The following is a 25,605-nucleotide window of genomic DNA, read 5'->3' on the forward strand; positions in this document are numbered from 1 at the left end:
ATTATTTTTTCAACTCTTCTACTGTTTTTAGGAACTCATCGCCCCGGACTTCAAAATTCGCGTACATGTCCCAGCTGGCATTGGCTGGACTAAGCAAGACGATATCGCCCGGCTCGGCTAATTCATAAGCTTTGCGTGTTGCATCTGCCACATCCGTTGCGTCTAGATAGGTCACACCCGCTTGATTCGCTGCCCGTTTCACCCGTTCAGCAGACTCCCCAAGGATGACCATCTTTTTAAGACCGGTAATGTCTGGCACCAATTCATCAAATTCATTGCCTCGGTCCAAGCCACCAGCGATTAAGATGACATTAGCGTTATCAAAGCCAGATAAGGCTTTTTGAGTAGCTAAAATGTTGGTGGACTTACTATCATTGTAGAACTTCACCCCTTCAATCTCAGCTACATACTGCAAGCGATGCTTCACCCCGCCGAAGGCTGATAAGGTTTCTTGGATAGTTTGATTGTCAATGCCACGAAGTTTGGCCACTGCAATAGTAGCTAAAGCATTTTCTACATTGTGACTACCTGGTACTCCGATTTGGTCTGCTCGCATAACGGCTTCACCTCGGAAGTAAAGGACACCATCCTCTAAATAAGCTCCGTCTACCTTTTCTTGGGTTGAAAATGGTACCACAGTAGCCTGTGTTTGCTGAGACAAGTCTTTGGCTAGATCCTGATTAAAGTTTAGTACCACAAAATCCTTGGCCGTCATATTCTTTTGAATCGCCCATTTTGCAGCTACATAACCTTCGAACGATCCGTGGTAATCCAAATGTGTCGGCATGAGATTGGTGATGACTGCGATTTCTGGATGGAAGGCTTCAATCCCCATTAATTGGAAAGAAGATAATTCCATCACCAATGTGTCTTTAGCTGTCGCTGTTTGAGCGACCTGACTAGCTGGAAACCCAATATTCCCAGACAAGAGACCATTTTGTCCAGCAGCAGTCAATACTTCTCCAATCATGGTAGTGGTAGTTGTTTTCCCATTTGAACCAGTGATTCCGATGATGGGCGCTTCTGAAATGAGGTAGGCCAATTCAACTTCCGTCAAAACAGGGATGCCTTTTTCAAGAGCCCGTTCAACCATAGGATTCGTGTAAGGAATTCCAGGGTTCTTCACCATCACCGCAAAGTCTTCATCCAAGAGTTCCAGAGGATGTCCTCCTGTTACGACTTTGATCCCTTCTTCCAGCAAGCTTTGAGCTGCAGGATTTTCTTCAAATGCTTTGCCATCATTCACTGTTACGATAGCTCCTAGGCGATCGAGTAGTCGAGCTGCAGATTCTCCAGACTTAGCCAAGCCTAAAACAAGGACTTTTTTATTTTTAAATGTTTCAATGACGTTCATAGCTTTTTTCTCTCCAATTTGTTCACCTTCTATTTTACCCTTTTTTAGACAATTTAAAAAGCCTTAAGACAGCAAAAGAAGTAACACCTTACAAAAATGACCGCTTCACCATCTTTCATAAAAAAAAGAGTCGCCATGATTTTATATCACAACAACTCTATTTTTGGAGATACGCTCTCCTGTTTAATCTGATTTATCCAAGCGTTTAGAAGACTTGGTTGGCAACCGCGAAATATCAACGAGGGCTAGGTAGCCCACAAAAGCAAGGAAGGCGCCAACAAAAAATTCTGATGGCAATTGGAAAATTTGGAAAATCGCTAAGCAGAGCAGGATGACCAAAGAGACTAATAATACGACCAGGGTTACTACATTCAGAGTTCCTCTAATGCTCTTTGGAGCTGCAAAAAGGTAAAAAAGGAGGATCAAAATACCTATAATTAAATAAACCATTTTGTCACTCCTTTCTTATTTCTTATTCAGCTGCAGCTGATTTTTTCTTTTTGTTTGCTTTTTCGCGCTCTGCCTTGTTGAGGATTTGCTTCCGCAAACGAATAGATTCAGGCGTTACTTCCATGTACTCATCGTCGTTCAAGAACTCAAGTGATTCTTCAAGTGTCAAGATACGAGGAGTTTTGATAACCGCTGTTTGGTCCTTAGTAGCAGAACGAACGTTAGTCATTTGTTTTGCCTTCGTGATATTAACAGTCAAGTCATTTTCACGAGAGTTTTCACCGATGATCATTCCTTCGTAAACCTCAGTACCTGGGTTGACAAAGATAGTACCACGTTCTTCGATCGACATGATTGAGTAGGTTGTAGCCTTACCAGCATCGATAGAAACAAGGGCACCACGGTGACGTCCACCAATTTCTCCTGGAATCAATGGCAAGTATTGGTCGAAGGTATGGTTCATGATCCCGTAACCACGTGTCATTGACAAGAACTCAGTTGAGTATCCAATCAAACCACGCGCAGGAACAAGGAAGACCAAACGAGTTTGACCGTTACCTGTTGCAATCATATCCAACATTTCACCCTTACGCTCAGAAAGGCTTTGGATAACAGATCCTTGGTATTCTTCTGGAGTATCGATTTGCACGCGCTCAAATGGCTCGCACTTCACACTGTCAATTTCTTTAACGATAACTTCTGGACGAGATACTTGAAGCTCATAGCCTTCACGGCGCATCGTTTCAATAAGAATTGACAAGTGCAATTCCCCACGTCCTGAAACGGTCCATTTATCTGGTGAGTCTGTTGGGTCTACACGAAGAGATACATCTGTTTGCAACTCAGCTTGAAGACGTTCTTCAACCTTACGAGAAGTCACCCATTTTCCTTCACGACCAGCAAATGGTGAGTTATTAACCAAGAAGGTCATTTGAAGAGTAGGTTCGTCGATGTGAAGAACTGGAAGAGCTTCAACTGCATCTGTTGGAGTGATGGTTTCCCCAACGAAGATGTCTTCCATACCTGATACGGCAATCAAGTCACCAGCCTTAGCTTCTTGGATTTCACGACGTTCCAAACCAAAGAAACCAAAGAGTTTTGTAACACGGAAGTTCTTGGTTGTACCGTCTAGTTTAGAAAGGGTAACTTGGTCTCCAACCTTAACTGTACCACGGAAGACACGTCCGATACCGATACGACCAACGAAGTCATTGTAGTCAAGAAGAGACACTTGGAATTGAAGGGGCTCATCTGAGTTATCAACTGGAGCTGGGATGTGGTCGATAATGGTGTCAAAGATTGGCGCCATGGTCTTTTCTTGATCTGCTGGATCATCTGACAAGGAAGATGTTCCGTTGATCGCTGATGCATAAACAACTGGGAAGTCAAGCTGGTCATCATCCGCACCAAGCTCGATGAAGAGTTCCAAGACTTCGTCTACTACTTCTGCTGGACGAGCAGATGGCTTATCGATTTTGTTGACTACAACAATTGGCACAAGGTCTTGTTCCAAGGCTTTTTTCAATACGAAACGAGTCTGTGGCATGGTTCCTTCGTAGGCATCTACGACCAAAACAACACCGTCAACCATTTTCATGATACGCTCAACTTCTCCACCGAAGTCCGCGTGTCCTGGTGTATCCATGATGTTGATACGAGTTCCGTTGTAGGCAACGGCGGTATTTTTCGCAAGGATGGTGATTCCACGCTCTTTTTCGATATCGTTTGAGTCCATAGCACGCTCTGCCAACTCTGTACGTGCGTCAAGAGTTTCAGATTGTTTCAATAATTCGTCAACGAGGGTTGTTTTCCCGTGGTCGACGTGGGCGATAATCGCGATATTACGGATATCTTCTCTTAATTTTGTCATGATTTCCTCTGTTATATTCAAAAATTTATTTTCTAACTGAACGATTATACCACAATTTTAAGCAAATGGCATAACTCAGATAAGTGTAAATGTTTTCATGCTTTCTTTCGAAAACCTTCTTTCCCATTCCCACTCCTTACCACTCTATTCATGAAAATCTTTCACCTCTTTATCCCTTTTCTTCATCCTTTTTCCGAATACTTGTGATTCTCTCCATTTCATGCTATCCTGTCTTTTATGAGATTAGATCAATTACTGGCCCACTACCAAATTCCCCGCAAGGAAATCAAACAGAGCCTGGCTAAAAGGCAGATTCTGGTCGACGGACTTGCTGCAACAAAATTATCCCAAAATGTCGATACAGGTCTCCAAGAAGTTCGCTGGAAGGATCAGGTCCTTACCGACTGTTCCCATCATTATTTTCTTCTCCACAAACCCCAAGGGCTGGTGACAGCTACCAAGGATGCCCAGCATTCTACAGTGCTTGACCTCCTCCGAACAGAAGACCGGACCCCCAAGACCTATCCTATTGGTCGACTAGATCGGGATACCACCGGTCTGCTCTTACTTACAGACAATGGACCTCTAGGTTTCCAACTCCTTCATCCCCAATACCATATCGAAAAAGAATACGCAGCAACAGTCAATGGCCCTCTCGAACCCGCTCATATAGAGAAATTTCAAGAAGGAATCACCTTCTTAGATGGGACAACATGCAAGCCCGCTAAACTCGAAATCCTTAGCTCCAGCCTTACCGAAAGCCAGGCCCTGGTCACCCTATCTGAAGGGAAATTTCATCAGGTGAAAAAGATGCTTCTCTCTGTCGGTGTTAAGGTAACTAGCCTCAAGCGAATCAAATTTGGAGATTTTTCATTAGACCCTAACCTAGCAGAAGGTCAATACCGCCCTTTGAACCAAGATGAATTACAGATTATTAAAAACTATATAGAAAACAGTTGATAAAACAAAAAAGCTTTAGTTTTAAAGCTTTTTTTGTTTTAATTAATTCCCGAAAGTTGTGAGATAAACATGAGACAGAAAATTACAGAAAGCACAATCCCTACAATAGAGAGAATTTTTTCTGTCGTATAGTCTAGTCCAGACTCGTTTTGATTTAAAATAGCTAAGGCCAAACCTAAAATACCAAAAATAATACTTAACAATGGAAATATAAAGGCAACAATAATAGATATGATACCCATAACAAATGAGGAATTGTTCTTTTCTTGCAATTTCTAGATCCCCCTTAACATTAATATCATCATATTATGACACATCAAGCATCTTTAGCAACATTTTCCTTGATCTTAACTAGTCTTGACTTTCCCATCCCAAGAATCCAAACCATAGGACAAGATATAGATATCTTTATAGCCCTGTTTTTTCAAGAAGAGGGCCGCATTGGTCACACGGGACCCACGACTGTTCTCATAGAGCAAGACTGGCTTATCTTTGCGAAGGGCAGCCAAACTCACTTTTAATTGGTTAGATGGAATATTTCGAGCTCCCAAAATATGCTTAGCGTGGAATTCATTCGGATCACGCAGGTCCACTAATTGGCCTTTGCGGATCAATTCTTCAAACTCTACATTGTCCACAATTTTTGCAGCCCGACGGATACGGAAGTAATTGTAGCCCATCCAGCCAAACATCCCTAAAACAATCAACCATACTAAAACACTTGTTACATTCACTTTTCTTTTTCCTCTTCTAAATAACGTAATTCCTGTGCGTGTTCTCTACGTAAGACAGCTTCTGCTTCTAGATAATCTAATTTTTCCATCAGCCCAGCGTCATAGATCCTTTTCAATTCAATCTTCATCAATTCAATGTCGTAAAGTCGTTTTCCGACATAAATGATGATTCCAAATTTTTTCAGAAATTGTTGAACATCGTACAGGGTTTTCATGTGCTTATTCTATCAAATCTTTCAAGTATTTTCAAGATGGTCCCTGTTTTATTTACAGGAAAAATCTCCTCCAAAAAAAGAGCCTCCCAAGCAAGGAAGGCTCGTTTGTTTAGTTTCAGATTACAAACCTGGTGCTTGTCCTAATTCAGCGGCAATCATCCAGATATGTTTTTCCAATTCAGCTTTTGCACCAACAAAGATATCGTTGGTCACGTCATCTCCTTCAGCATCTGTGATATCCAAGGCTTTTTGATAAAGACTTACCAAGTAGCGGAAGATAGAAAGGACACGTCCCAAATTTTCTTCCATAGAACGTTCGAATGAACCTTTTTCTTCCTGGATGTTGCTATGTTCCAAGAACTCAACCATGCTAGCGTATGGGGCACCACCCAAGGTAATCAAGCGTTCACTCACTTCATCAAGAGTCGCATCCAAGCTTTCCATGTACTCATCCATTTTTGGATGCCATACGAGGAAGCCACGACCACGCATATACCAGTGTACTTGGTGCAAGGCAATATGAGCGACATAAAGGTCTGCCACCACTTGATTCAAAACTGCTTTTGTATCGGTTAAGCTCTTGCTTACTTCGCTAATAGTTGCAAATGTTGCTACGTCTTTTGCTGCTTCTTTTTTGATTGTTGTCATAAATGAGTTCTCCTTTTTTAGAATTATTCTAATTTAGTTATATTATAATCCTTCTAATTAAGAAATGCAAGAGAAAATGCTCAAATAAGAAAAGTTAGAAAATTGTTTCATTTCTAATCCTCATTAGTCATCTTTTTTACGAATACTATAAGTATGATCAACTTCTATTTTTTTACAGTCAGCGCCTGTATGGCCTCCTTTTTAGGTCTCGTCATCGACCGTTTTCCAGAAAGCTCCATCATTCGTCCAAGAAGCCATTGCGACCAATGTCAACAGACCTTGGGAGTTCTAGACTTGATTCCTATTCTTTCGCAATGCCTTTTTCGATTCCGTTGCCGCTACTGCCAGAGCTCTCTTCCTTATTGGTATGCCCTCTTTGAAGCCTGGAGTGGTCTCCTTTTTTTGCTGTGCTATCAGGGTCTTCTTCCCATTCCTCATCTCCTGGTTCTTCTTGGCAGTTGCGTTTTGGCCATCTATGATTTTCGATCCATGGAGTACCCGCTCCTCCTCTGGCTAGTGCTCCACGCTCTTTGCCTGTTTTTCACCAGTCCTACCCTCTTGATGGGAGTCTTTCTCTGTCTAGGAGTCCTGTCAGCTGTTTACTCCATCGGCATTGGAGCAGGGGATTTTCTCTTACTGGCTACTTTTTCTTTGACCCTCTCGGCCGTCCAAGTCCTCCTAGTCATGCAAGGGGCTTCCCTCATTGGTCTCCTTGCCTTTCTCTTTAAAAAAGAAAAAGACCGGATTCCTTTTGTTCCCTGTCTTTTTCTGAGTTATCATGCTTTACTGTTTTTTACAATTTTAAGCAGATAAGATTTCTTATTTTGTAGCTTTCGCTTCTAGATAATCTGCAATGGCAGCCACGTCCTTATCCCCACGTCCAGAGACATTGATAATAATAATCTTGTCCTTGTCCAATTGTGGAGCACGTTTGACAGCTTCTGCAATCGCATGGGAGCTTTCAATAGCTGGGAGGATCCCTTCTGTCTTACTGAGGAGAAGAAGAGCTTGAACCGCTTCATCATCTGTCGCTGCCACATATTCGACGCGACCAGAATCTTTAAAGAAGGCATGTTCTGGTCCAACTCCTGGGTAGTCCAAACCAGCAGAAATCGAGTAAACCGGCGCTACTTTTCCATCTTCGCCAAAGACAGCGTAGGTCTTCATCCCATCGACAACTCCTACAGTCCCCTTGGTCATGGTCGCTGCGTGCTGGTCTGTGTCCAAGCCATGACCAGCTGCTTCAACACCGACCAATTTGACTTCCTCATCGCCTACATATTGGGAGAAGGCACCGATGGCATTGGATCCACCACCGACACAGGCAATCACATAGTCTGGCAAACGGCCTTCTTTTTCCAAGATTTGACGTTTAGACTCTTCACTGATCACTTTTTGAAATTCATGCACAATGGTTGGGTAAGGGTGAGGGCCAACAGCAGAACCCAAGACATAAAAAGCATCTAAATCTGCCATCCATGCTCCAAAAGCAGCATCTACAGCGTCTTTCAAGGTCTTAGTACCTGTTTCAACCGCATGGACGGTTGCCCCCATCATTTCCATGCGGAAGACATTGAGACGTTGGCGCTCCACGTCTTCTGCCCCCATGTAGACATCACAGGCCATACCAAACTTAGCTGCCGCAGCTGCTGTAGCCACACCATGTTGACCAGCTCCTGTTTCAGCAATCACGCGTGTTTTGCCCATGCGTTTAGCTAAGAGAATTTGCCCCAAGACGTTATTCAATTTATGAGAACCTAGGTGATTCAAGTCTTCGCGCTTCAAATAAATTTTCGCCCCACCTAAATGATCTGTCAAACTTTCCGCAAAGTAGAGCGGTGTTCCCCGTCCAGAATAATCTTTCAGATAATGTTTGTATTCTGCGATAAATTCTGGGTCATTTTTATACTGTTCAAAAGTTGCCTCTAATTGATCGAGCAAGTTTTGAATAGGTTCTGGTACGAAAGATCCACCAAATTGTCCGAAATAGCCTTTTGTTTCTGTCATGATTGTGTCCTCTTTTCTATATCTTCAATCCTGTTTATGATCTTTTTCTCTCTCGCTAGTCCTTTGAGCTGCAGTCTCACAGGGTCCTTTTGAGATACAAAAAAACTCACACAGAAAAATCTGTGTGAGGACGATTCGATACCGCGGTGCCACCTCCATTGTAGGAAAATAGTCTTTCTCCTACATCTCTGACCTGTCTAACAACAGGGTGCACGATAAGGTGTGCTCACCGAATTTTTATTGTTTCAAATTCATCATCATAAACGCATCAGCCCATTTCAAGATTCACCACTGCTTGTTCACAATTACCACAAGCTCCCTGGAAGTGAGAAAAATCCCTACTTTTCTGATGTCTTGAAGCTATTATAGCTTCCTGCCTACAGTTTGTCAACCCAAAATTTGAAATCGTATTCAATTGTTCGGATTTTGTACCAAACTAAGATAGGTTGTCCTTACTTATAGAAGCTTGCAGCCAGTTAAAACACAGATAGGCTAGGTAGCCTCCCAGGGTATTGGTCCACAGATCATCTATCTCAAACACACGATTGAAATCAAACAAAAGGTCTAGGACAATCTGACTGAGCTCAATCCACAAACTCATCCCTAGACTAAAGCAAAGGACGCGTTTCCGAGTGCCTAGCCAAGGCCAGAGCCACAGCAGTTGGAAGACCAGAGGGGATAAAAGAAAGATGTTGGCTATATTCTGTACAAGCACCTTGATTAGCTGGACCAGACTGGTCACTTGACCTAGATTGATGAGGGAATTAAAGGGGACCAATAATACGACTACTCGCCCAAAATGTTGGATCCCAGGTGTTTCCATCCCTGGTTCTGGCTGTTGAGGGAGAAAACACATGAGGCAGAGCAGAACAAAATAGAAGAAACTGCCACCTAGTAGCAGTTGTCTTCCTTTATTTGTTAATTGCCCTTCTTCTAGTAGCCAGTTGTTACGGTTGAGCTTCTTCAACAATGGCTTTCTCCCGGTCTCTCTTCATCGTATTGGAACGCAATTGGCCACAAGCGGCATCGATATCCGTACCATGCTCCTGACGAACCACGCAGTTGACTCCGTTTTTCTTCAAGGTGTCATAAAAGGCCATCACGCGCTCTCTTGGACTCCGGCTATATTGATCATGCTCACTAACTGGGTTGTAAGGAATCAAGTTGACATAAGATAGCTTCTTGATCTTTTTAAGGAGTTCTGCCAATTCCAAGGCTTGTTCGACACCATCATTGACTTCATTGAGCATGATGTACTCGAAGGTTACCCGGCGGTTGGTCGTTTCGATATAGTACTCAATCGCCGCAAACAGTTTCTCGATTGGGAAGGCGCGGTTGATTTTCATGATGCTAGAACGCAAGTCATTGTTTGGAGCATGCAGGGATACTGCCAAATTGACCTGAACTCCTTCATTAGCAAAATCACGAATCTTATGGGCTAAGCCAGACGTTGAAACGGTAATGTGGCGCGCACCGATAGCCAATCCCTTGTCATCATTGACCGTACGGACAAAGCTCAAGACATTCTTGTAGTTATCAAATGGCTCACCAATTCCCATCACAACGATGTGGCTGACGCGTTCATCTTGTCCACGTTCGTCAAAGTATTTTTGAACCAACATGATTTGGGCAACGATTTCCCCACTGTTCAAGTCGCGTTGTTTCTTGATCAAACCAGATGCACAGAAGGTACAGCCGATGTTGCACCCTACCTGAGTGGTGACACAAACTGACAAGCCGTAGTGTTGACGCATCAATACTGTCTCAATCAACATGCCATCTGGCAATTCAAAAAGGTATTTGACGGTTCCATCTGCCGACTCTTGCACGATTCGTTGTTTCAAAGGATTAATCACGAACTGGTCGTTCAAGGTTTCAATCAAGTCCTTCGATAGGTTGGTCATTTCTTCAAATGACTGGACGCGTTTCCGATAGAGCCATTCCCAGATTTGGGTAGCTCGGAATTTCTTTTCACCATTTTCTTCTGCCCACTCAATCAGTTCTTGTCGAGTCAGGCCATAAATTGAAGGTTTCATCTTATCTCTTTTCTCTCTTTACTTTTGACGGATGACAAAGTGGCGCTCTTGCTCACCCTGTGCATCTTTTTTTCTAGACCGCTGACGGTTCTTTTTCTTTGGTTGAGAAGTCTTTTGTTTTTGCTCTTGTTCACGTTCTCGTGGCTGATTTTTAGAACGATTTCGGCGATTTTGACGACCGCCACGCTTAGCAGAACGATTGCCCTCTTCCTGTTGTTTTGGAGAAGATTTTTTGTCAAAGGATGCTCGACGAGGTTCTGCATTTTCTAGGACAAAATAAGCACAGCCATAGCTACAGTATTCTAGTAAATAATCTTCCAGACGGCTGATTTTCTCTGCATCTGTGACCGGACGATCGTCCTTATAGAAGCCACGTAGACGCAACTGTTCATTGCTCCAATCACCGACAATATAATCAAATTTGGTTAAAACCTCTGAAAAACGCTGACCAAAGACCGTCGCATCAAAGGCATCATTTTGGTTCTCAACCAGTTCAAATGTCAATTGTTCTGCTAGCACTTGATTGCCAACCAGACGAAATTCCGGTCCAGGATATTTATTGTAATTAAATAATTCAGGGGATATTTCTTTGCGCATAGCTTTCCTTTATTCATACCTTTAGTTGTAACACTTTATTCTATCATAAATCCCTATCTTTAGATAGAATTTCAACGGAAAAGAGATAATCTGTAAAAAGTCTGACGATTTAATTTACTTCTTCTTCCTGTCACATTATAAAAAGCAGGCTTTTTCAAAGCCTGCTCAGATGGAAGATAAAGTCTTCTGAAAAACTTTCCTTAGGTGAGTACGGACGTCAGCGAACTTCGTAGAAGTTCCATGACTAATTATTGAGCCTAAGGTCTCAATAATTCCGAGTGCCTGAAACAAATATGTTTCAGGCACTTTTCTCACAGCGGAAAGTTTTAGATCTACTTAAATATCTCAAAAAACAAAAATTATTTGTTAAAAATCATCTTGCTATTTTATGTAAAAAATAGTTTATCTATATTTCAACCTTTGATATTTGATAGGAATAACAGCAAGACGCAGTGGTTGATTGCTCAAAGCACTGCTTTGAGGTATCAGATTGAACTTGCGAGCAAGTTTCCTAAGTCTTTGTTCGCTTATTAAGTCCCAAAGATAACCTAAAATAAAGGAGACAACGTTTCCGTTGTTTTCAACCTCCAACACGCTCCAGACTATTGGAGCTGTGCGGAGGTGGGAAAATTGAAAAGATTTGGAGAACCTTTTCAACTTTTTTATTTTATGAAGTTCTTTTTCACTCCCATGAATGTTCATCACGTGATGTGAGGGGTAGATAAAGAGTGATTTTCGTATAGCTACTAGGCTTAGAATCAATCTCCATATGATAGCTAGCCCCAAACTGTAACCGCAAGCGTTGATCCACATTTTGCAAACCAACTCCTCCTAGCCGAAGAAGGGTTTGGTCTGTCGACTCAGACAAGGCAAAGCCTCGTCCATTATCGTAAATCGTCAGGACCACTTGTTCTTCTCTGATTTCTGAAGTGACTCGTATCATGCCCGGCCGATCCATCTCCTTGATGCCGTGATAGATGGCATTTTCCACTAAGGGTTGTAGAACCAGTTTTGGAAGCTGATAATCTCCCAACGTCCCCTCTTCAAAAATTTCATAATTCAACTTATCTCCATAGCGTTGTTTCTGAATGAAGAGATAGTGGCGCACATGGTCTATTTCGTCCTGAAGCCTAATTTGTTCCTGTCCTTGATTGAGAGCAAGGCGGAAATATTTGGCTAGGGACTTAGTCAAGTCAACCACGCGCTGACCATCATTAAACTCAGCCATCCAGACAATGGTATCCAAGGTGTTATAGAGGAAATGTGGATTGATTTGGGCTGAAAGAGCTCGCAGTTCATAACGTCGTGCGTTTTGTTCCTCTTCTTTAACCAATTGCATAAGGTTTTCAATTTGATCCAACATACGGTTAAAGGCTTGAGCAAGATCTACCAATTCGGGCGATCCCTTGGTAGTTGCCCGCAAGTGGGAATCACCAGCTCCTATTTTCAAAATGACAGCCTGCAAGTCTTGTAGGGGTTTAATCCACAAGCGCAGAATGAACCAGATTCCCATCCAGCACATGATGAGGACGAGAACTCCTAAACCTATAAAGGAATAGAGCATTTGCGACTGAAGCATCTGGAGACCTTCCAGAGAAGCCACTCCAATTAAGGTCCAATCACTCTCTGGTATAGCAATTTGGTAGACAAAGTTCTGCCCCTTTTGGGCATAGCCATCCTTGACAGCAATATAGGGTTGCATGGCCTGCATTTCCCGACTGGAAGAATAGACTGTCTTTTTAGGATGGTAGACAAATTCATGCTTCTGATTGACGATGAAACTAAAGCCTTTTTTGCCTAGTTGGAGATGATCCAGATAAGCCTCTAGACTTTGATAACCAATATCTAGGCGCAAAACTCCTAGATTTTGACCAGAAGCATCCACCACTTCCTGGGTGATAGAAATCACCCACTTATCCTTCTCTGAAGACAAGGATTCCTTCCGGGCCGGCGTCAAGACTGGAATGGCCCTCTCCTTGATAGCTTCCTGATACCATCTTTCGTTCATCATATCCGATGAGGTTTGCATGCTAATTTGAGAATCCGTAGCAACGAGGCGTCCATCCTTAGTCACCAAGACAGCCGAAACCAGATCTGGGTCTGTCTCAATAATGGTTTGCATCAGACTTTGAACGGCTTCTGGGCTCACCTCCTTGTCTTGAGCAAACTGACGAACGGTCTCTTCTTTACTAAGGACCGAGGTGGTCTGCTTCAATTTTTTCAGATAGGAGGTGATAAACTGACTACTCTGGTCGATACTATTGCGGGTTGTCCGCTCTGTCAGTTGGCCAATGGTTGCTGAGCTAGTTTGATAGTATAGACTACCGACCAAACCCAAGAGTAAGAGAATGAAGACAAATACATAGACAATCAGCTGAATCAGCAAAGGGTATCGTTTCATTCATGCTCTCCTTTTTTGTATTGTCTTGGGGTTACACCGACTACTTGTTTAAAGCGTTGAGAAAAATAGTTCATATCCTCAAAGCCAACCTGATCTGCAATCTCATAAATCTTGAGATCCGTCGTCAAGAGTAAAAGTTTGGCCTTTTTCATCCGTTCTTGGATCAAGTATTCTTGAAAAGGGAGACCTAATTTTTTCTTGATTAGAACACTCAGATAAGAGGGACTAAAACCCAGTTGAGAAGCCAAGTCCTTGAGGGTCAATTGGGAATCCGCTAAGCGGGAATGAATAGCCTCTTCCAACTCTGTCGAATGACCCTGATCCACCAAGGTTTCAACCTGGGCTTTCTTTCGTTCCTCGTCTAGCTTATTCTTGACTTTCCCCAACATCTCTTCAATATCTGCTTTTGAAAAGGGCTTGAGGAGATAGTCATCTGCTCCGAGTCGAATGGCTTTTCGAGCAAACTCAAAATCATCATAGCCTGTTAGAAAGATGATATGGCAGGAAGGAGCTTTCTCTCGGACCAGTTGGGCCAAATCTAAGCCATTCATCTGTGGCATATTGATATCAGTCAAGAGAAGATCAGCCTGTTGTGCTTGAAATTTTTCCCAAGCTATTCGCCCATTCTCCGCTTGGTCAATGACCTTCATCCCAAACTGTTCATAATTCACTAGAGAAGTCAGTCCCTGCCGAACTAGCTCTTCGTCTTCTACAATCATGATTGAATACATGTGTTTCACCTACTTACCCTTATTATACTCATTATATCAAAGTAGGTCGCAAAAAGTCTTAGACATAGTCCAACAAATAGCCGTAGCCCTTTTCCACCATCTCTGCTTTAGGGATGAATTTGATTGACAAGCTATTTATACAGTAACGAAGGCCACCTTTTTCCTTAGGTCCATCAGTAAAGACGTGGCCTAGATGGGAATTTCCTACTCGACTCCGAACCTCTGTCCGAGTCATATTGAAACTCTTATCTTCCTTGTAGGTTGCCACATCCGGACTGATCGGTCGGCTAAAGCTTGGCCAACCACAACCAGAATCAAATTTATCTTTTGAGGAGAAGAGAGGCTCTCCTGTTACGACATCCACATAGATGCCCGCTTCAAACTTATCCCAATAGCGGTTAGAAAAAGCACGCTCTGTATCATTCTCTTGCGTCACTGCATATTCTTCGGGTGATAACTTCTTCTTGATCTCTTCATCGCTCGGTTTTGGATAGCGACTAGCGTCAATAACCGGATAAGAAGCTTGATTCACATCAATGTGACAATAGCCATTCGGATGTTTCTGTAGATAGTCCTGATGGTAGTCTTCCGCATTGATATAATTAGCAAGTTCTTCTTTTTCTACAGCCAAAGGTTTATCATACTTCTTCGCCACCTCTTCAAATACTTGGTTTATGGTTGGCAAATCTGCTTCATCAGTGTAATAAACTCCTGTCCGATATTGACTGCCCTCATCATTTCCCTGACGGTTTTTTGATGTTGGATCAATAATCCGGAAATAGTGTAGAAGCAGTTCTTTCAAGGAAACCTTCTTGACATTATAGGTGATGTGTACCGTTTCAGCATGGCCTGTTTGAGGGAGTAATTCATACTTGGTCGTTTCTCCCTTTCCATTGGCATAGCCTGATACGGCATCAATCACACCTGGAACACGGGAAAAATACTCTTCCACACCCCAGAAGCAACCACCAGCTAGATAGATTTCTCGTTGGTCTTCTGGATTGACTTTTTCTTCCTTATTTTTGTTTGCTACTGGTGTCTGACTCATGGACGCTTTTTTGATCTGCTCAGTCGTTGCATCTGATGTATCCAAGGCCATGGATCCTTTGATAAGGAAAAAGAGTCCAAAACAAAGCAGGCCCACTAAAAGAACGGAAATGAGTTTCCATTTTGTTTCCATTTTATGTCCTCCTTACTTCATTTCTTTTAGAGTCTGGACGATGTCTTCCTTGCTCATATAACCGATATGGGTCTTAGCGAGAGTTCCATCACTCGCAATAAAGAGAGCAGATGGATAAGAGCGAATCCCATACTCTTTGAGCAAGTCGCCATTACTGTCCATCAAGACTGGGAAATCCTTGTAATCCAAAGACTGGTACCAGTTTTTGAAATCTGCTTCCGATTTTTCGCCATTAAAGGTTGGAGCTACAACGGATAAGACCACATAATCCTTACCCTCCTCTGCCTTTGCTAAATCATTTGTGTCGCCTAATGTTGAAAGACAGATTGAGCACCAGGAAGCCCAAAACTTGAGATAAACTTTCTTTCCCTTGTAATCTGATAAGCGGTAGGTCTTACCGTCTACTCCTTGCAGGTTAAACTCTTGAACCTTCTTTCCAGATTGCTCTGAAGATCCCATTATGGATGTCTGCTTAGTCTCACTTTTGTTGGATGATTCCATTCCTTGGTTAGAGCAAGCCCCCAAAAGTCCAGCACACAAGAATCCTGCAGCTACTAAAGCTATTTTTTTCATGTCTTCCTCCTCTTTAATAAATAGGGAGAAAGTCGCCCAAGCAGACGACTTCCTCTTCCTACTGTCCTTTATTGGTCTGATTTCATATCAGATGATTCACTCTTTTCATCTTTCATTTCTGAATCGCTGGATTTCATCTCATCTTTTTTCATATCGTCCTTCATTTCAGAACTGCTGTCAGACATCATAGATGAATCTTTCATGTCTTCTTTTTTCATTTTATCATCGGACATGGATGAATCCTTCATGTCATCCTTCTTCATATCGTCCTTCTTCATCATACTACTATCGTCCGTTTTTTTCATGTCTGAATCTGATTTCTGTCCAGAACAAGCTGCTAAAGTGACGATGCTAAGTGTAGCAATAGAAAGTGCAAGAATTTTTTTCATGATTTTTCTCCTTTAATCATTCAAGATTAGTGAAACAGGGATGCGAGGCTATTAAGATTTCCTAGCATCAGCAAGATGCCCATCAAGATGATGAGGGCACCACCAATTTTTTTCAAGGTTCCCATATGGGGCTTGAGTTTAGCAAAATGTTGTAGAACCCAGCTAGAAGCTAGAGCTAAGACTAAGAAGGGTAGCGCCAAGCCCAATGTATAGACCATCATCAGGAGAGCACCTTGCAATGCACCATCTCCTCCAGAAGCGGCAATGGCTAAAACAGAGCTCAAAACTGGTCCGACACAAGGGGTCCAACCAAAACTGAAGGTGACCCCTATCAGAAAAGCATTGAAGAATTCATTGCGTTTTTCGTCCTTCTTCAGTTGGATACTCTTTTGTTTTTGGAGTTGTCTCAGATTGATGAAGCCCATCTGATGGATTCCCAATAAGATGACAATCCCTCCTAGTAGGTAACGGAACCAGGGAGCATAGAGTACCTGACCAAGGGCACCTGCACCATAACCTAGGATGAGAAATACGGTTGATAGACCAGCAATAAAACAGAGGGTCTTGACCAAACCATACCAAGAAATATCTCTTCCAAAAATACGCACCGTTTTTTCATGCTCAGAATCTAATAAGATCCCTACATAGACTGGCATCAGTGGTAAAATACACGGGGAGAAAAAGGATAGAACTCCCGCTAAGAATACTGAAATGGAAAACAAACTGGTTTGAATCATTTCACTACCTCCCTTTCTTTCTGACACTAGTATAAAGAAAAAATCTCTCTAAAAATAGAGAGATTGATATGCAAAAACTTGAATTTGATTGGAAGATGAATATTCCGATCTACCAACATCAGCTCATACTTTCAAGTACAAACTATGTCGAGCAAGCTACTTTAATTCTTTTTCAAATAATCGATGGCATTCTGCAAGGTTTTGACAGGGACAATTTTCATCTTGGTTTTAATTTTCTTAGCTGTTTCTACTGCTTCGTCGTAGTTGCTCTTGGCATTCGGATTGTTCTTTTTGACTTCTTCTGTCACCGGATTATCAGGAGCAAAGAAGATTTCAGCACCAGCGCGATCTGCTGCTACGACTTTTTTATCCACTCCACCGATATCTCCGACAGTCCCATCATGGTTAATAGTCCCTGTCCCCGCGATGTGGCGTCCCTGACGAAGGTCTGGATCCGCTACTTGGGTATAGATGGACAAACTAAACATCATCCCGGCACTTGGACCACCGATGCCAGCTGTCGCAAACTCAATCGGCACGTCACTCTTCACTTCTGTCCGGTCAATCAAGCTAATCCCAATCCCATTCTTGCCATTGACCAACTTAATAATCTTTCCTTCAGCTGTCTTGGTCTGACCATCTTCTGTGTAGGTCACTGAGACCTTGTCTCCGATTTTTTGGGAACCAACATACTCGATGAGCTCTTTTGAGCTCTTGAAGGTTTTGTCATTCACAGCCGTAACCGTGTCCGCAATATTTAGAACGCCTTTAAAGGTAGAGTCTTCTGCCACTTGCATGACATAAACACCTAAGAATTCCATCTCTGTCTCTTTTCCAGCAGTTTTTAATCCTTGGTATTTGGCAGTATTTTGAGAGGTCTCCATATAAAATTGATTGATCCGGAAAAATTCCTCACTGGAACTGCCACCTGTCATTTCTTTTTCAGAGTGGATATCTGTAAAAGGAGTCACCCAGGCATAGACTATATCCGAGAAGGTCGCTTGCTTGACGGCAACAGTGACAAAATCATACGAACCGGGTGCTTCATCATTTTTCTGGTTGACGCGCATCACTTGGCGAATATCTTCTGAACTCCCGGGCATTTCCAGATAGTAGGGCAGGGGAACAAAGAAAGCTAGCAAGGCCAAAATCAGAAGCAAGGTCCCAATAAGGGGCCAGCGATAGGTCCTCCACACACTATCTTTTTTTCGTACAGGTTCAAATGGGCTTTCTGGTAGCTGAGCCCTTTGTTTCTCAAATTCTTTCATTCCTTTTATTTCATCTCCTTTATAACACTCTCTGGAACATAGGCACTGACATCTTGCTGGAAGGTCAGTAACTCACGAATTCTCGTCGAGCTCAAGGCCTGGTACTGGGGCTGGGCACAGAGATAGATGGTCTCAAGCTCTGGAGCCAGCTGGTGATTGAAGTAGTCCATGTTGCTTTCATAGAGGAAGTCCTGGCCATTGCGCAAACCGCGAACCAAGCTCGTCACCCCATACCGTCTAGCCACTTCTACAGCCAACTCTGCCTCCGAAGTGATGACTCTTACATTGGACAAATGAGCCACTGCCTCTGTCACCATGGCTTCCCTTTGCTCAATGGTAAAATAGCCCTTCTTCTCATGATTAAAGAAGATGCCTATATACAAGCAATCAAACAAGCGACTAGCTCGCTCTATCAAATCCAAGTGTCCCAAGGTCATTGGGTCAAATGAACCTGTAAATAATCCGATTTTATCTGACATAAACCGTCACCTTACTAATTCCGTAGATTTTTTCTTTCCAGATTCCTAGACAAGCAATCTCCTCAGGCAAGTCCACTGCCTTGTCTGTCTCACAGACGACCATGACCTCTTCTCCCAGCAAGTCTCGTTCAGCCAGAGCCTCAATATCGGCTACGATCTGCTCCTTGGCATAGGGAGGATCTAAGAAGACAAGGTCAAAAGTCCCCTGCAATTGACTGAGAGCTTGGTGAGCCTCCATCTTCAGCAATTGAAACTTGTGGCTTTCCTTGGTCATTTGGATATTGCTAGCAATAATCCCTTGGGCTCTGCGGTCTTTCTCAACCAAGACAGCCTGCTCCATCCCCCTCGATACCGCTTCGATGGACAAGCCACCTGAGCCAGCATATAAATCCAAGACCCGCCCCCCATCAAAATAAGGACCGATCATATTAAACATCGCCCCTCTCACCTTATCTGAAGTGGGCCTCGTTGTCTTTCCTTCGAGCGTCTTAAGAGGACGCCCTCCATAGGTACCTGATACAATCTTCATAGAGATTATTATATCAAAATTTGGATAAAAGATACAAAAACACCCATCCTCCCCAATCTGAGAGCTGCTGAACCAAATCCCTTTCGCTGTCAAAGAAAAATCCTCTCACTTTTCTCTTGAAGTCCGAATTTATTTTTGTTATACTATATGTAACTTTTAAAACGTTACATAGGAGAATGCAAATGTTTGATGCAAAAAAATTAAAAGACCGGCGACTTGAGCTCGGCCTAACCCAAGCCCAGGTCTATGAATCCTTAGAGATTAGTCGCAAGACCTACTCTAGTTGGGAGAATGGCTTAGCAGAGCCACACGATAAAAACCTCAGGAGGTTGGCCAAGCACCTCTCCGTTAAAGAGGACTACTTTGTCGACAAGAGCTCAGCGCTTTTCACCTACCCTTTACTAACTCCGCCCCATCAGAAAAAGGTCGATCTCTTGGCCAGTCAACTCTTAGCAGAGCAAGAAAAGGTGGTCTCTTTGATCCCTTACCGTGTCCTCTCTATCGACTTGGCAGCTGGACATGGTCATACCTTTTATGACAATGAGACCGACTACGAGACCGTTTATTTTGACCAAGAGATCCAACACGACTTTGCCTCTTGGGTTTCTGGAGATTCTATGGAACCAAGCTATCCAAACGGTTCCGTTGCCTTGATGAAACAGACCGGATTTGACTATGATGGAGCGGTCTACGCCCTCATGTGGAATGGAAAGACCTATATCAAAAAAGTCTATCGAGAAGAGGAGGGCCTCCGTCTAGAGTCCATCAACCCAGCCTATGATGACCTTTTTGCACCCTACGAAGATGAACCAAAAATCGTCGGCATCGTGGTCGGCCACTTCCTCCCTCTGGAGGTCTAAACATGCTTTTTGATTATTCACGTGAGCCTCGGTCTGACATTGCTTTTGTGGATATGAAAAGTTTCTATGCCAGTTGTGAATGCGTCCGTCTCGGCCTCAATCCCTTGACGACCTCTCTTTGTGTTATGAGTCGGAGCGACAATTCTGCTGGCCTCATCTTAGCCAGTTCCCCCGTTTTCAAGCAGGTCTTTGGGAAGAAAAATGTCGGACGTAGCTACGATCTGCCCTTTGATCTCAAGACGAGGAAATTCAATTACTACCTGGCCCGTAAGCAAGGTCTACCTACAGATCCAGCCTTTGTCCACTATATCGAAAGTTGGGCTAAGCGCACTTTTATCGTGCCCCCTCGCATGAATGCCTATATCCAGGTCAACATGGAAATCCAGCAAGTCTTTCAAGAATTTGCTGCTCCAGATGACATCTATCCCTATTCCATCGATGAGGGTTTTATCGATTTGAGTAGCTCTCTCAACTACTTTATTCCCGATCCTCAGCTAGACCGACGCTCCAAGCTGGATCTTCTTTCTGCTCGGATCCAAAAGCGCATTTGGCAGAAAACTGGGATCTATGCTACTGTCGGGATGAGCAATGCCAATCCGCTCCTGGCCAAACTGGCTCTGGACAATGAAGCCAAGCACCAGAAAACCATGCGGGCTAACTGGTCTTACGAAGACGTCCCCAATCGAGTCTGGCAGATAAAAAAACTGACCGATTTCTGGGGGATCGGCCATCGAACAGAAAAACGCCTGAACAAACTAGGCATTCACTCCATCTATGAACTGGCCCAGGCCAATCCAGACCAGCTCAAAAAAGAATTCGGAGTCATGGGCGTCCAGCTCTGGTTTCATGCCCATGGGATCGATGAAAGCAATGTCCATCGCCCCTATCGTCCAAAGTTTCACGGTCTAGGAAATTCGCAAATCCTTCCCCGTGACTACCACCGCCAAAGTGATATTGAATTAGTCTTTCGGGAGATGGCTGAGCAGGTCGCTATCCGCTTGCGTCGGGAAAAGAAAAAGACCCAACTGGTCTCCATCCACGCTAGCTATTCCAAACAAGAACAGCTCCCCTCCATCCACTGCCAGCGAAAGATTGATCCGACAAACTCTACAGCTCAATTAGCCAAGGAAGTCATCCAGCTCTTTCGTTCCCACTACCAGGGAGGAGCCATCCGGCAGATTGGAGTCTTTTATGGGAATCTCATAGAGGAGAGCTTCCAGCTGATCTCCCTATTTGATGACCCTGGACAAACCCAAAAAGAAGAGGCCCTCCAAGAGACCATTGACCACATCCGTGACCGATTTGGATTTGCTTCTCTACAGAAGGGATCTGCCCTATTAGAAAATTCGCGCGCTCTGGCTCGAAGCAAACTGACCGGAGGCCACTCAGCAGGAGGTTTAGATGGCTTAGCATGATTGATCGTTCTTATCTCCCCTATCAGTCGGCACGCGACTTCCAAGACCGGGGCATGGCCAAGTGGGCTGGCTTCTTCCTCTCTGAGCATTCTACGGCCTTACAAACAAAGCACCTCTCCCTAGAAGAGCTTCGCCTCCTCTCAAACCAAGAAATCCGTCACCTCCTCGAGCAGGCTTACCAGCAAGAGACCACCCTCTCCCTCTCTACCCTCCAAGACAATCAAGTCGCCGTCTACTACGGCCAGGTCTATACCTTAAGCTCCTCTGAAGTCCTCATTAAAAATGACCAGCACTACCACTCTCTCCTTCTTTCGACTATTTTTTCTATTGAACCAGGAGATTCTAGCTATGAAACCAGCCCTGAATAAACACGAACTCCAATTCGATTATTTTTCAGACAATTACCAGCAGTTCGAGCACGATTTTTACCGATTGGCAACGACTGCGACCCCCTTGGTCTTTTTAGAAGATGACCTGCTCCGTTCCATGTCGACAGGTCAGCGAAACTATTTCAGACTCCACCACACCCAGAGTCGTGATCATCGTGACCACTACTTTCACTTTCGCGTCTCCACCCATCCCAAATCCCCACTGACACGGATTTATACCTACCTAGGGCACAGTCCCACCACAGAATACAAAGCAACCTCCTAGAAAACTAGGAGGTTGTTTTATCATGTTGATGAAGAGGATTTCGCAATCCAACCAATCGCGTCTGCAGGAGGATTGTCCACATCGATCCAGATGAAGTCAATGCCGATTTCACTGTTTTTTAATTTGACTTTATTCTTTAATTGCTTCTTCCAACCTATTTCTGATACAATGAAAGAGGAGGTAAATCATGTCAAAAAAAATTATTCACGTTGTTGCAGCTGCCATTGAAAAAGATGGGAAAATCTTTTGTGCTCAAAGACCTGAAGGAAAAAGCTTGGGAGGTTTTTGGGAATTTCCTGGTGGAAAATTAGAGGCAGGAGAATCCCCTGAACAAGCGCTCATTCGTGAAATACAGGAAGAATTAAATTCTGAAATTGAAATTATCTCCTTTGTGAATGAAGCCTCCTATGATTATGATTTCGGGACTGTCGTTATGAAAACCTATCACGCCAAGTTACTCTCAGGAAACCTAGAGTTGTTAGAACACCAAAATTCTACTTGGCTAGCACCACATGAATTAAAATTGCTTAACTGGGCACCTGTCGATCGTCCAGCTGTAGAATTATTAACAAAAAATAAGAGGTATACCTCTTATTTTTTGTTAAATAATCATAAAGTGTTGTAGGAACTTCATTGATCAGTTCAAAATTCATGATCACTACAGGAGTTTTATCATCAGGCATTGTAGTTTCAAGAGCACTATTCTCAATATAACGAACCGGCCCAAGATAATAAAAATCATATCCTTCACCATCTTCTTTTTTTATAAACAGGTGAAGGGTCAATCCAGTATCATTAGATTGCATAATCTCGACTACTTCCTTTGACTTGAAACTCATATTGCTCCGCGAATACCAGTGAAAGACTTTGTTTGATAAAAAGCCATCTTGATACTGAGTTGTTTCAGCAATATCATCCTCTTTGTGATAAGTGACAAAAATCGGACAAGTTCCATGTTTAATCGTATAACCATAAACAGTCGAGCTCTCATCCTTATCCCAGTTGAGTAGTCTCACAGCGTCTTTACGAGAATATTTCTCCCCGATCGTCAAAGGTTTCTGTGGATACTTTTCAGAACGGTAAAGACCCGTCTGAATGATATCTAATATAAAATCTTTATACTCCACTGTCAGAAATTGAGCAAAATATGGTGAAAGTTGATAAATATTATTCTTGATAGCCAAAGCTGATACACCATACTTTTCCTGATCTCTTTTAACAAAAAAGCTATAGGTCAAGACATTCTCAATAGACTTCAATAACTCATTAGAAGCCTCTAGTTTTTCATCTTTTAGGAATTTTTCAAAATCCGAACGCGAAATCTTTTCTTTTTCCAGCAAGATTTTTAAAAGATAAAGATCTGCTTTCCTCTTTCCATTTGATAACTCTTTACAAAGAAAAATTAGAAATCCATTTAACTCAGGAATTTTAACAAATGAATCATCCTTGTCATAATATTCTATAACTTCTCCATAATGTTTAAATCTATCAAAAAAGATATATGGATCCAAAGTATCTAATTTCCAAAAATCACTTAATTTTGGAATACGACCTGTCCGGTTCTTCGTCTCCATGTATGCTTCTTTTAACAAAACTTTTTTTGATAAATTAGTATTAGTGATGGACTTAAAGATTTGTTCCTTAGCTACTTCTTCAAAGTTGATGGTCGTCAATCCTTTTAGAATGTTTGGTTCTCGAAGCTCTCGACGATAATTATCTTTATTCATCGATTTATCACCAAACAAAGCAATAGGAATTAGATAGTTATTCTTGTAATTTCCGATAAAATCGATAATGGTCACATATTCTTTACTCTCATGCTTCCGTAGTCCTCGACCTAACTGTTGCACAAAAACAATGCTCGATTGAGTATTCCGCAACATCACAACCTGATTGACCGATGGAATATCAATTCCTTCGTTAAAAATATCTACTGTTAGAATGTAGTCAAGTTCTCCCTTTTCTAGTTGGGCAACAACTTCATTCCGGGTCTCCATATTATCTTCACCTGTTAAGGCGCGACAACGTTTCCCCTTTTGGTTTAGTTTGGATGCTAATTCATGGGCTTCTTGCTTAGAAGAACAGAACATCAAGCCCTTCACTTTCTCTCCACTCACTCCATAAAAATCAATCTTTTTAATAATATGCTTCACGCGCTCTTCGGATGTTAAGTTTGCAATCGTAGTTTTCTCATTGACTAACTGTCCTTCAACTTCGATGTCCTTCACTCCAAAATAAATGAAGGGACAAAGCATATCATTATCAAGGGCATCCTGTAGACGAATCTCATAAGCGATATTGTAGTCAAACAATTCGTAAATATTCTGACCATCAGTCCGCTCTGGAGTAGCCGTCATCCCCAAAAAGAATTCTGGTTGAAAATGCGCCATCACTTTTTTATAAGAATCTGCACCAGCCTTATGAACCTCATCAATCAGAATATAGTCAAAAAAATCTCTTGAAAATAGATTTAAATGCTGTTCACGCGATAGGGTTTGAATAGTAGCAAAGACATATTTTTTACCCGTCAAATCAGCCCCAGAGTGATAAATAAGACCTTCTTCATCAGAGAACTGCAAGACCTTTTTAAAATCTGTTAACGACTTCTGTAAAATCTGCTCTCGGTGAACAATGAAAAGCATTCTTTCTGGTTTAAACTGTTGAACATCAAAAGCTGATAGAAAGGTTTTTCCTGTCCCAGTGGCACTGATGACCAAAGCCTTCTTTTTCCCAGAATCACGAATCGCTTGCAAGCCTTTTAAAGCATCCTTTTGCATTTCATTAGGACTAATCGTTTCACTCTGATATTGAACAAGCTTCTCTTCGCGAATCTGATCCACTCGAATGACATTCTGACGTTTTCGTGCATAAGAAGCAATCTTTTCATCTGTCAAAAGAGCAGACTTCTCCCAAATCTTGTCAAATTCAGCTTTAGTAGCTCGAATAAGTTCGCCATTATGGGTAGATGTCAATTTAATATTCCACTCATAATTGATTTTGAGAGCATTGTGAGTCAGATTCGAACTTCCCGAAATCAATACCTGTCTTCCCTCATGCTCAAAAAGATAAAACTTGGCATGCATTTGCAAACTCTCTGGAGTCAAACGAACTTCTACATTCTCTAACTTGAGCAATTCTTGCATTGCAACTGGATCATTAAAATCAAGATAAGGAGAAATCAGAATTTTACCTTTGATTCCTTTATCCATCAGATCAGACAATTGCGACTTAATTAAGGCAATTCCAGACTGTGTAATAAAGGCCACTGATATGTAAAAGGCCTTGCACTTGCTCAACTCCTCTTGCAAATCTGTCAAAACATACCGCTTCATTTCATGATCGTTGATCAGAATCTGAGGTGAATACCCACCCTCTTGATACTGGACATTATCCACAAATCCATATTTTAATGATTTAATAAGAGTGTCTTGAAATAAAGTTACGCCTTCTGGCATAGATCGTCTCTTTTCTACCGTTATTTAATAGTTTCATTATACCAAAAAAACACGGCATTCCGC

The 25,605-nt window shown here is 42.5% G+C and carries 28 protein-coding genes and 1 other annotated feature; of the genes, 7 read left to right on the forward strand and 21 right to left on the reverse strand.

Annotated features, from left to right (window positions below):
- Window position 1: 1 nt before the first annotated feature.
- From murD to typA, 3 genes are all read right to left on the reverse strand, one after another.
- On the reverse strand, window positions 2-1,354 hold the full coding sequence (murD, locus tag HMPREF9421_RS09380; protein ID WP_006596788.1) for a UDP-N-acetylmuramoyl-L-alanine--D-glutamate ligase: 1,353 nt from the start codon (window positions 1,352-1,354) through the stop codon (window positions 2-4).
- 183 nt (window positions 1,355-1,537) lie between these two features.
- Window positions 1,538-1,804, reverse strand: a complete 267-nt coding sequence (locus HMPREF9421_RS09385) for a DUF3165 family protein (RefSeq protein ID WP_006596789.1) — start codon at window positions 1,802-1,804, stop codon at window positions 1,538-1,540.
- 22 nt (window positions 1,805-1,826) lie between these two features.
- On the reverse strand, window positions 1,827-3,674 hold the full coding sequence (typA, locus tag HMPREF9421_RS09390) for a translational GTPase TypA (protein ID WP_006596790.1): 1,848 nt from the start codon (window positions 3,672-3,674) through the stop codon (window positions 1,827-1,829).
- Between the two features lie 237 nt (window positions 3,675-3,911).
- Here typA and HMPREF9421_RS09395 point away from each other — a divergent pair, with 237 nt between their 5' ends.
- The gene (locus HMPREF9421_RS09395; RefSeq protein ID WP_006596791.1) at window positions 3,912-4,634 is read left to right on the forward strand and encodes a 16S rRNA pseudouridine(516) synthase; all 723 of its coding nucleotides are present in this window, start codon (window positions 3,912-3,914) and stop codon (window positions 4,632-4,634) included.
- 38 nt (window positions 4,635-4,672) lie between these two features.
- Here the strand turns inward: HMPREF9421_RS09395 and HMPREF9421_RS09400 are convergent, their stop codons facing one another.
- The 4 genes from HMPREF9421_RS09400 to HMPREF9421_RS09415 form a co-directional block, all read right to left on the reverse strand.
- Window positions 4,673-4,906: a hypothetical protein gene (locus HMPREF9421_RS09400; RefSeq protein ID WP_006597131.1), complete on the reverse strand. Its 234-nt coding sequence runs from the start codon at window positions 4,904-4,906 to the stop codon at window positions 4,673-4,675.
- Between the two features lie 75 nt (window positions 4,907-4,981).
- On the reverse strand, window positions 4,982-5,326 hold the full coding sequence (locus tag HMPREF9421_RS09405; RefSeq protein WP_042507500.1) for a rhodanese-like domain-containing protein: 345 nt from the start codon (window positions 5,324-5,326) through the stop codon (window positions 4,982-4,984).
- Between the two features lie 38 nt (window positions 5,327-5,364).
- Entirely contained in the window at window positions 5,365-5,583 is a 219-nt protein-coding gene (locus tag HMPREF9421_RS09410) for a YqgQ family protein (protein ID WP_006596794.1), read from the reverse strand.
- A 120-nt stretch (window positions 5,584-5,703) separates the two neighbouring features.
- Complete coding sequence (locus tag HMPREF9421_RS09415) at window positions 5,704-6,231, reverse strand: Dps family protein (protein ID WP_006596795.1); 528 nt, start codon at window positions 6,229-6,231, stop codon at window positions 5,704-5,706.
- A gap of 153 nt (window positions 6,232-6,384) precedes the next feature.
- On the opposite strand from HMPREF9421_RS09415, the gene HMPREF9421_RS09420 reads away from it, so the two are divergent.
- Window positions 6,385-7,044 carry a prepilin peptidase gene (locus tag HMPREF9421_RS09420; protein ID WP_006596796.1) on the forward strand — a complete coding sequence of 220 codons (660 nt, stop codon included), beginning with the start codon at window positions 6,385-6,387 and terminating at the stop codon, window positions 7,042-7,044.
- A gap of 6 nt (window positions 7,045-7,050) precedes the next feature.
- On the opposite strand, the gene trpB is transcribed toward HMPREF9421_RS09420, so the two are convergent.
- The 13 genes from trpB to rsmD all read right to left on the reverse strand — a co-directional run bounded on the left by trpB (window position 7,051) and on the right by rsmD (window position 19,158).
- Window positions 7,051-8,238 (reverse strand): tryptophan synthase subunit beta, encoded by a 1,188-nt coding sequence (trpB, locus tag HMPREF9421_RS09425; RefSeq protein ID WP_006596797.1) that lies wholly within the window; start codon window positions 8,236-8,238, stop codon window positions 7,051-7,053.
- Window positions 8,239-8,361: 123 nt separating this feature from the next.
- Window positions 8,362-8,597: a binding site (T-box leader), on the reverse strand.
- 77 nt (window positions 8,598-8,674) lie between these two features.
- Complete coding sequence (locus HMPREF9421_RS09430; protein ID WP_006597134.1) at window positions 8,675-9,208, reverse strand: VanZ family protein; 534 nt, start codon at window positions 9,206-9,208, stop codon at window positions 8,675-8,677.
- Window positions 9,186-10,274, reverse strand: coding sequence for a dual-specificity RNA methyltransferase RlmN (gene rlmN / locus HMPREF9421_RS09435; RefSeq protein WP_006596799.1), 1,089 nt, complete (start codon window positions 10,272-10,274; stop codon window positions 9,186-9,188). Before rlmN ends, HMPREF9421_RS09430 begins: the two co-directional genes overlap by 23 nt.
- Window positions 10,275-10,292: 18 nt before the next feature.
- Entirely contained in the window at window positions 10,293-10,871 is a 579-nt protein-coding gene (locus HMPREF9421_RS09440) for a YutD family protein (protein WP_006596800.1), read from the reverse strand.
- A gap of 682 nt (window positions 10,872-11,553) precedes the next feature.
- Window positions 11,554-13,272 (reverse strand): cache domain-containing sensor histidine kinase, encoded by a 1,719-nt coding sequence (locus tag HMPREF9421_RS09450; RefSeq protein WP_006596802.1) that lies wholly within the window; start codon window positions 13,270-13,272, stop codon window positions 11,554-11,556.
- A complete protein-coding gene (locus HMPREF9421_RS09455; protein ID WP_006596999.1) occupies window positions 13,269-14,003 on the reverse strand; it encodes a response regulator transcription factor in 735 nt (244 codons plus the stop codon). Before HMPREF9421_RS09455 ends, HMPREF9421_RS09450 begins: the two co-directional genes overlap by 4 nt.
- A 58-nt stretch (window positions 14,004-14,061) precedes the next feature.
- Entirely contained in the window at window positions 14,062-15,183 is a 1,122-nt protein-coding gene (gene msrB, locus HMPREF9421_RS09460) for a peptide-methionine (R)-S-oxide reductase MsrB (protein ID WP_006596804.1), read from the reverse strand.
- A 12-nt stretch (window positions 15,184-15,195) separates the two neighbouring features.
- Entirely contained in the window at window positions 15,196-15,756 is a 561-nt protein-coding gene (locus HMPREF9421_RS09465) for a redoxin family protein (RefSeq protein ID WP_006596805.1), read from the reverse strand.
- A gap of 68 nt (window positions 15,757-15,824) precedes the next feature.
- Window positions 15,825-16,145, reverse strand: coding sequence for a hypothetical protein (locus tag HMPREF9421_RS09470; protein WP_006596806.1), 321 nt, complete (start codon window positions 16,143-16,145; stop codon window positions 15,825-15,827).
- Between the two features lie 26 nt (window positions 16,146-16,171).
- Window positions 16,172-16,882: a thiol-disulfide oxidoreductase-associated membrane protein CcdA2 gene (gene ccdA2, locus HMPREF9421_RS09475; protein WP_006596807.1), complete on the reverse strand. Its 711-nt coding sequence runs from the start codon at window positions 16,880-16,882 to the stop codon at window positions 16,172-16,174.
- Window positions 16,883-17,043: 161 nt separating this feature from the next.
- A complete protein-coding gene (locus HMPREF9421_RS09480; RefSeq protein WP_006596808.1) occupies window positions 17,044-18,150 on the reverse strand; it encodes a SepM family pheromone-processing serine protease in 1,107 nt (368 codons plus the stop codon).
- 5 nt (window positions 18,151-18,155) lie between these two features.
- Complete coding sequence (coaD, locus tag HMPREF9421_RS09485; protein WP_006596809.1) at window positions 18,156-18,629, reverse strand: pantetheine-phosphate adenylyltransferase; 474 nt, start codon at window positions 18,627-18,629, stop codon at window positions 18,156-18,158.
- The gene (rsmD, locus tag HMPREF9421_RS09490) at window positions 18,619-19,158 is read right to left on the reverse strand and encodes a 16S rRNA (guanine(966)-N(2))-methyltransferase RsmD (protein ID WP_006596810.1); all 540 of its coding nucleotides are present in this window, start codon (window positions 19,156-19,158) and stop codon (window positions 18,619-18,621) included. Before rsmD ends, coaD begins: the two co-directional genes overlap by 11 nt.
- Before the next feature lie 182 nt (window positions 19,159-19,340).
- On the opposite strand from rsmD, the gene HMPREF9421_RS09495 reads away from it, so the two are divergent.
- From HMPREF9421_RS09495 to HMPREF9421_RS09515, 5 genes are all read left to right on the forward strand, one after another.
- Window positions 19,341-20,018, forward strand: coding sequence for a helix-turn-helix domain-containing protein (locus tag HMPREF9421_RS09495; RefSeq protein WP_006597000.1), 678 nt, complete (start codon window positions 19,341-19,343; stop codon window positions 20,016-20,018).
- Between the two features lie 2 nt (window positions 20,019-20,020).
- Window positions 20,021-21,433 carry a Y-family DNA polymerase gene (locus HMPREF9421_RS09500; protein WP_006596812.1) on the forward strand — a complete coding sequence of 471 codons (1,413 nt, stop codon included), beginning with the start codon at window positions 20,021-20,023 and terminating at the stop codon, window positions 21,431-21,433.
- Window positions 21,430-21,801 (forward strand): hypothetical protein, encoded by a 372-nt coding sequence (locus tag HMPREF9421_RS09505; protein ID WP_006596813.1) that lies wholly within the window; start codon window positions 21,430-21,432, stop codon window positions 21,799-21,801. Before HMPREF9421_RS09500 ends, HMPREF9421_RS09505 begins: the two co-directional genes overlap by 4 nt.
- Complete coding sequence (locus HMPREF9421_RS09510) at window positions 21,782-22,087, forward strand: DUF5960 family protein (RefSeq protein ID WP_040803112.1); 306 nt, start codon at window positions 21,782-21,784, stop codon at window positions 22,085-22,087. Before HMPREF9421_RS09505 ends, HMPREF9421_RS09510 begins: the two co-directional genes overlap by 20 nt.
- 187 nt (window positions 22,088-22,274) lie before the next feature.
- On the forward strand, window positions 22,275-22,712 hold the full coding sequence (locus HMPREF9421_RS09515; protein WP_006596814.1) for a (deoxy)nucleoside triphosphate pyrophosphohydrolase: 438 nt from the start codon (window positions 22,275-22,277) through the stop codon (window positions 22,710-22,712).
- On the opposite strand, the gene HMPREF9421_RS09520 is transcribed toward HMPREF9421_RS09515, so the two are convergent.
- Window positions 22,615-25,542, reverse strand: a complete 2,928-nt coding sequence (locus HMPREF9421_RS09520; protein ID WP_006596815.1) for a DEAD/DEAH box helicase — start codon at window positions 25,540-25,542, stop codon at window positions 22,615-22,617. The genes HMPREF9421_RS09515 and HMPREF9421_RS09520 overlap by 98 nt on opposite strands.
- Between the last annotated feature and the right edge of the window lie 63 nt (window positions 25,543-25,605).

The organism is Streptococcus australis ATCC 700641 (assembly GCF_000186465.1).
GTDB lineage: Bacteria > Bacillota > Bacilli > Lactobacillales > Streptococcaceae > Streptococcus > Streptococcus australis.

Excerpts from the sequence above, each read along its gene's own strand:
- murD (WP_006596788.1), bottom strand. The coding sequence starts at position 1,354 with ATGAACGTCATTGAAACATTTAAAAATAAAAAAGTCCTTGTTTTAGGC.
- HMPREF9421_RS09385 (WP_006596789.1), bottom strand. The coding sequence starts at position 1,804 with ATGGTTTATTTAATTATAGGTATTTTGATCCTCCTTTTTTACCTTTTT.
- typA (WP_006596790.1), bottom strand. The coding sequence starts at position 3,674 with ATGACAAAATTAAGAGAAGATATCCGTAATATCGCGATTATCGCCCAC.
- HMPREF9421_RS09395 (WP_006596791.1), top strand. The coding sequence starts at position 3,912 with ATGAGATTAGATCAATTACTGGCCCACTACCAAATTCCCCGCAAGGAA.
- HMPREF9421_RS09405 (WP_042507500.1), bottom strand. The coding sequence starts at position 5,326 with ATGTTTGGCTGGATGGGCTACAATTACTTCCGTATCCGTCGGGCTGCA.
- HMPREF9421_RS09410 (WP_006596794.1), bottom strand. The coding sequence starts at position 5,583 with ATGAAAACCCTGTACGATGTTCAACAATTTCTGAAAAAATTTGGAATC.
- HMPREF9421_RS09415 (WP_006596795.1), bottom strand. The coding sequence starts at position 6,231 with ATGACAACAATCAAAAAAGAAGCAGCAAAAGACGTAGCAACATTTGCA.
- HMPREF9421_RS09420 (WP_006596796.1), top strand. The coding sequence starts at position 6,385 with ATGATCAACTTCTATTTTTTTACAGTCAGCGCCTGTATGGCCTCCTTT.
- trpB (WP_006596797.1), bottom strand. The coding sequence starts at position 8,238 with ATGACAGAAACAAAAGGCTATTTCGGACAATTTGGTGGATCTTTCGTA.
- rlmN (WP_006596799.1), bottom strand. The coding sequence starts at position 10,274 with ATGAAACCTTCAATTTATGGCCTGACTCGACAAGAACTGATTGAGTGG.
- HMPREF9421_RS09440 (WP_006596800.1), bottom strand. The coding sequence starts at position 10,871 with ATGCGCAAAGAAATATCCCCTGAATTATTTAATTACAATAAATATCCT.
- HMPREF9421_RS09450 (WP_006596802.1), bottom strand. The coding sequence starts at position 13,272 with ATGAAACGATACCCTTTGCTGATTCAGCTGATTGTCTATGTATTTGTC.
- HMPREF9421_RS09455 (WP_006596999.1), bottom strand. The coding sequence starts at position 14,003 with ATGTATTCAATCATGATTGTAGAAGACGAAGAGCTAGTTCGGCAGGGA.
- msrB (WP_006596804.1), bottom strand. The coding sequence starts at position 15,183 with ATGGAAACAAAATGGAAACTCATTTCCGTTCTTTTAGTGGGCCTGCTT.
- HMPREF9421_RS09465 (WP_006596805.1), bottom strand. The coding sequence starts at position 15,756 with ATGAAAAAAATAGCTTTAGTAGCTGCAGGATTCTTGTGTGCTGGACTT.
- HMPREF9421_RS09470 (WP_006596806.1), bottom strand. The coding sequence starts at position 16,145 with ATGAAAAAAATTCTTGCACTTTCTATTGCTACACTTAGCATCGTCACT.
- ccdA2 (WP_006596807.1), bottom strand. The coding sequence starts at position 16,882 with ATGATTCAAACCAGTTTGTTTTCCATTTCAGTATTCTTAGCGGGAGTT.
- HMPREF9421_RS09480 (WP_006596808.1), bottom strand. The coding sequence starts at position 18,150 with ATGAAAGAATTTGAGAAACAAAGGGCTCAGCTACCAGAAAGCCCATTT.
- coaD (WP_006596809.1), bottom strand. The coding sequence starts at position 18,629 with ATGTCAGATAAAATCGGATTATTTACAGGTTCATTTGACCCAATGACC.
- rsmD (WP_006596810.1), bottom strand. The coding sequence starts at position 19,158 with ATGAAGATTGTATCAGGTACCTATGGAGGGCGTCCTCTTAAGACGCTC.
- HMPREF9421_RS09495 (WP_006597000.1), top strand. The coding sequence starts at position 19,341 with ATGTTTGATGCAAAAAAATTAAAAGACCGGCGACTTGAGCTCGGCCTA.
- HMPREF9421_RS09500 (WP_006596812.1), top strand. The coding sequence starts at position 20,021 with ATGCTTTTTGATTATTCACGTGAGCCTCGGTCTGACATTGCTTTTGTG.
- HMPREF9421_RS09505 (WP_006596813.1), top strand. The coding sequence starts at position 21,430 with ATGATTGATCGTTCTTATCTCCCCTATCAGTCGGCACGCGACTTCCAA.
- HMPREF9421_RS09510 (WP_040803112.1), top strand. The coding sequence starts at position 21,782 with ATGAAACCAGCCCTGAATAAACACGAACTCCAATTCGATTATTTTTCA.
- HMPREF9421_RS09515 (WP_006596814.1), top strand. The coding sequence starts at position 22,275 with ATGTCAAAAAAAATTATTCACGTTGTTGCAGCTGCCATTGAAAAAGAT.
- HMPREF9421_RS09520 (WP_006596815.1), bottom strand. The coding sequence starts at position 25,542 with ATGCCAGAAGGCGTAACTTTATTTCAAGACACTCTTATTAAATCATTA.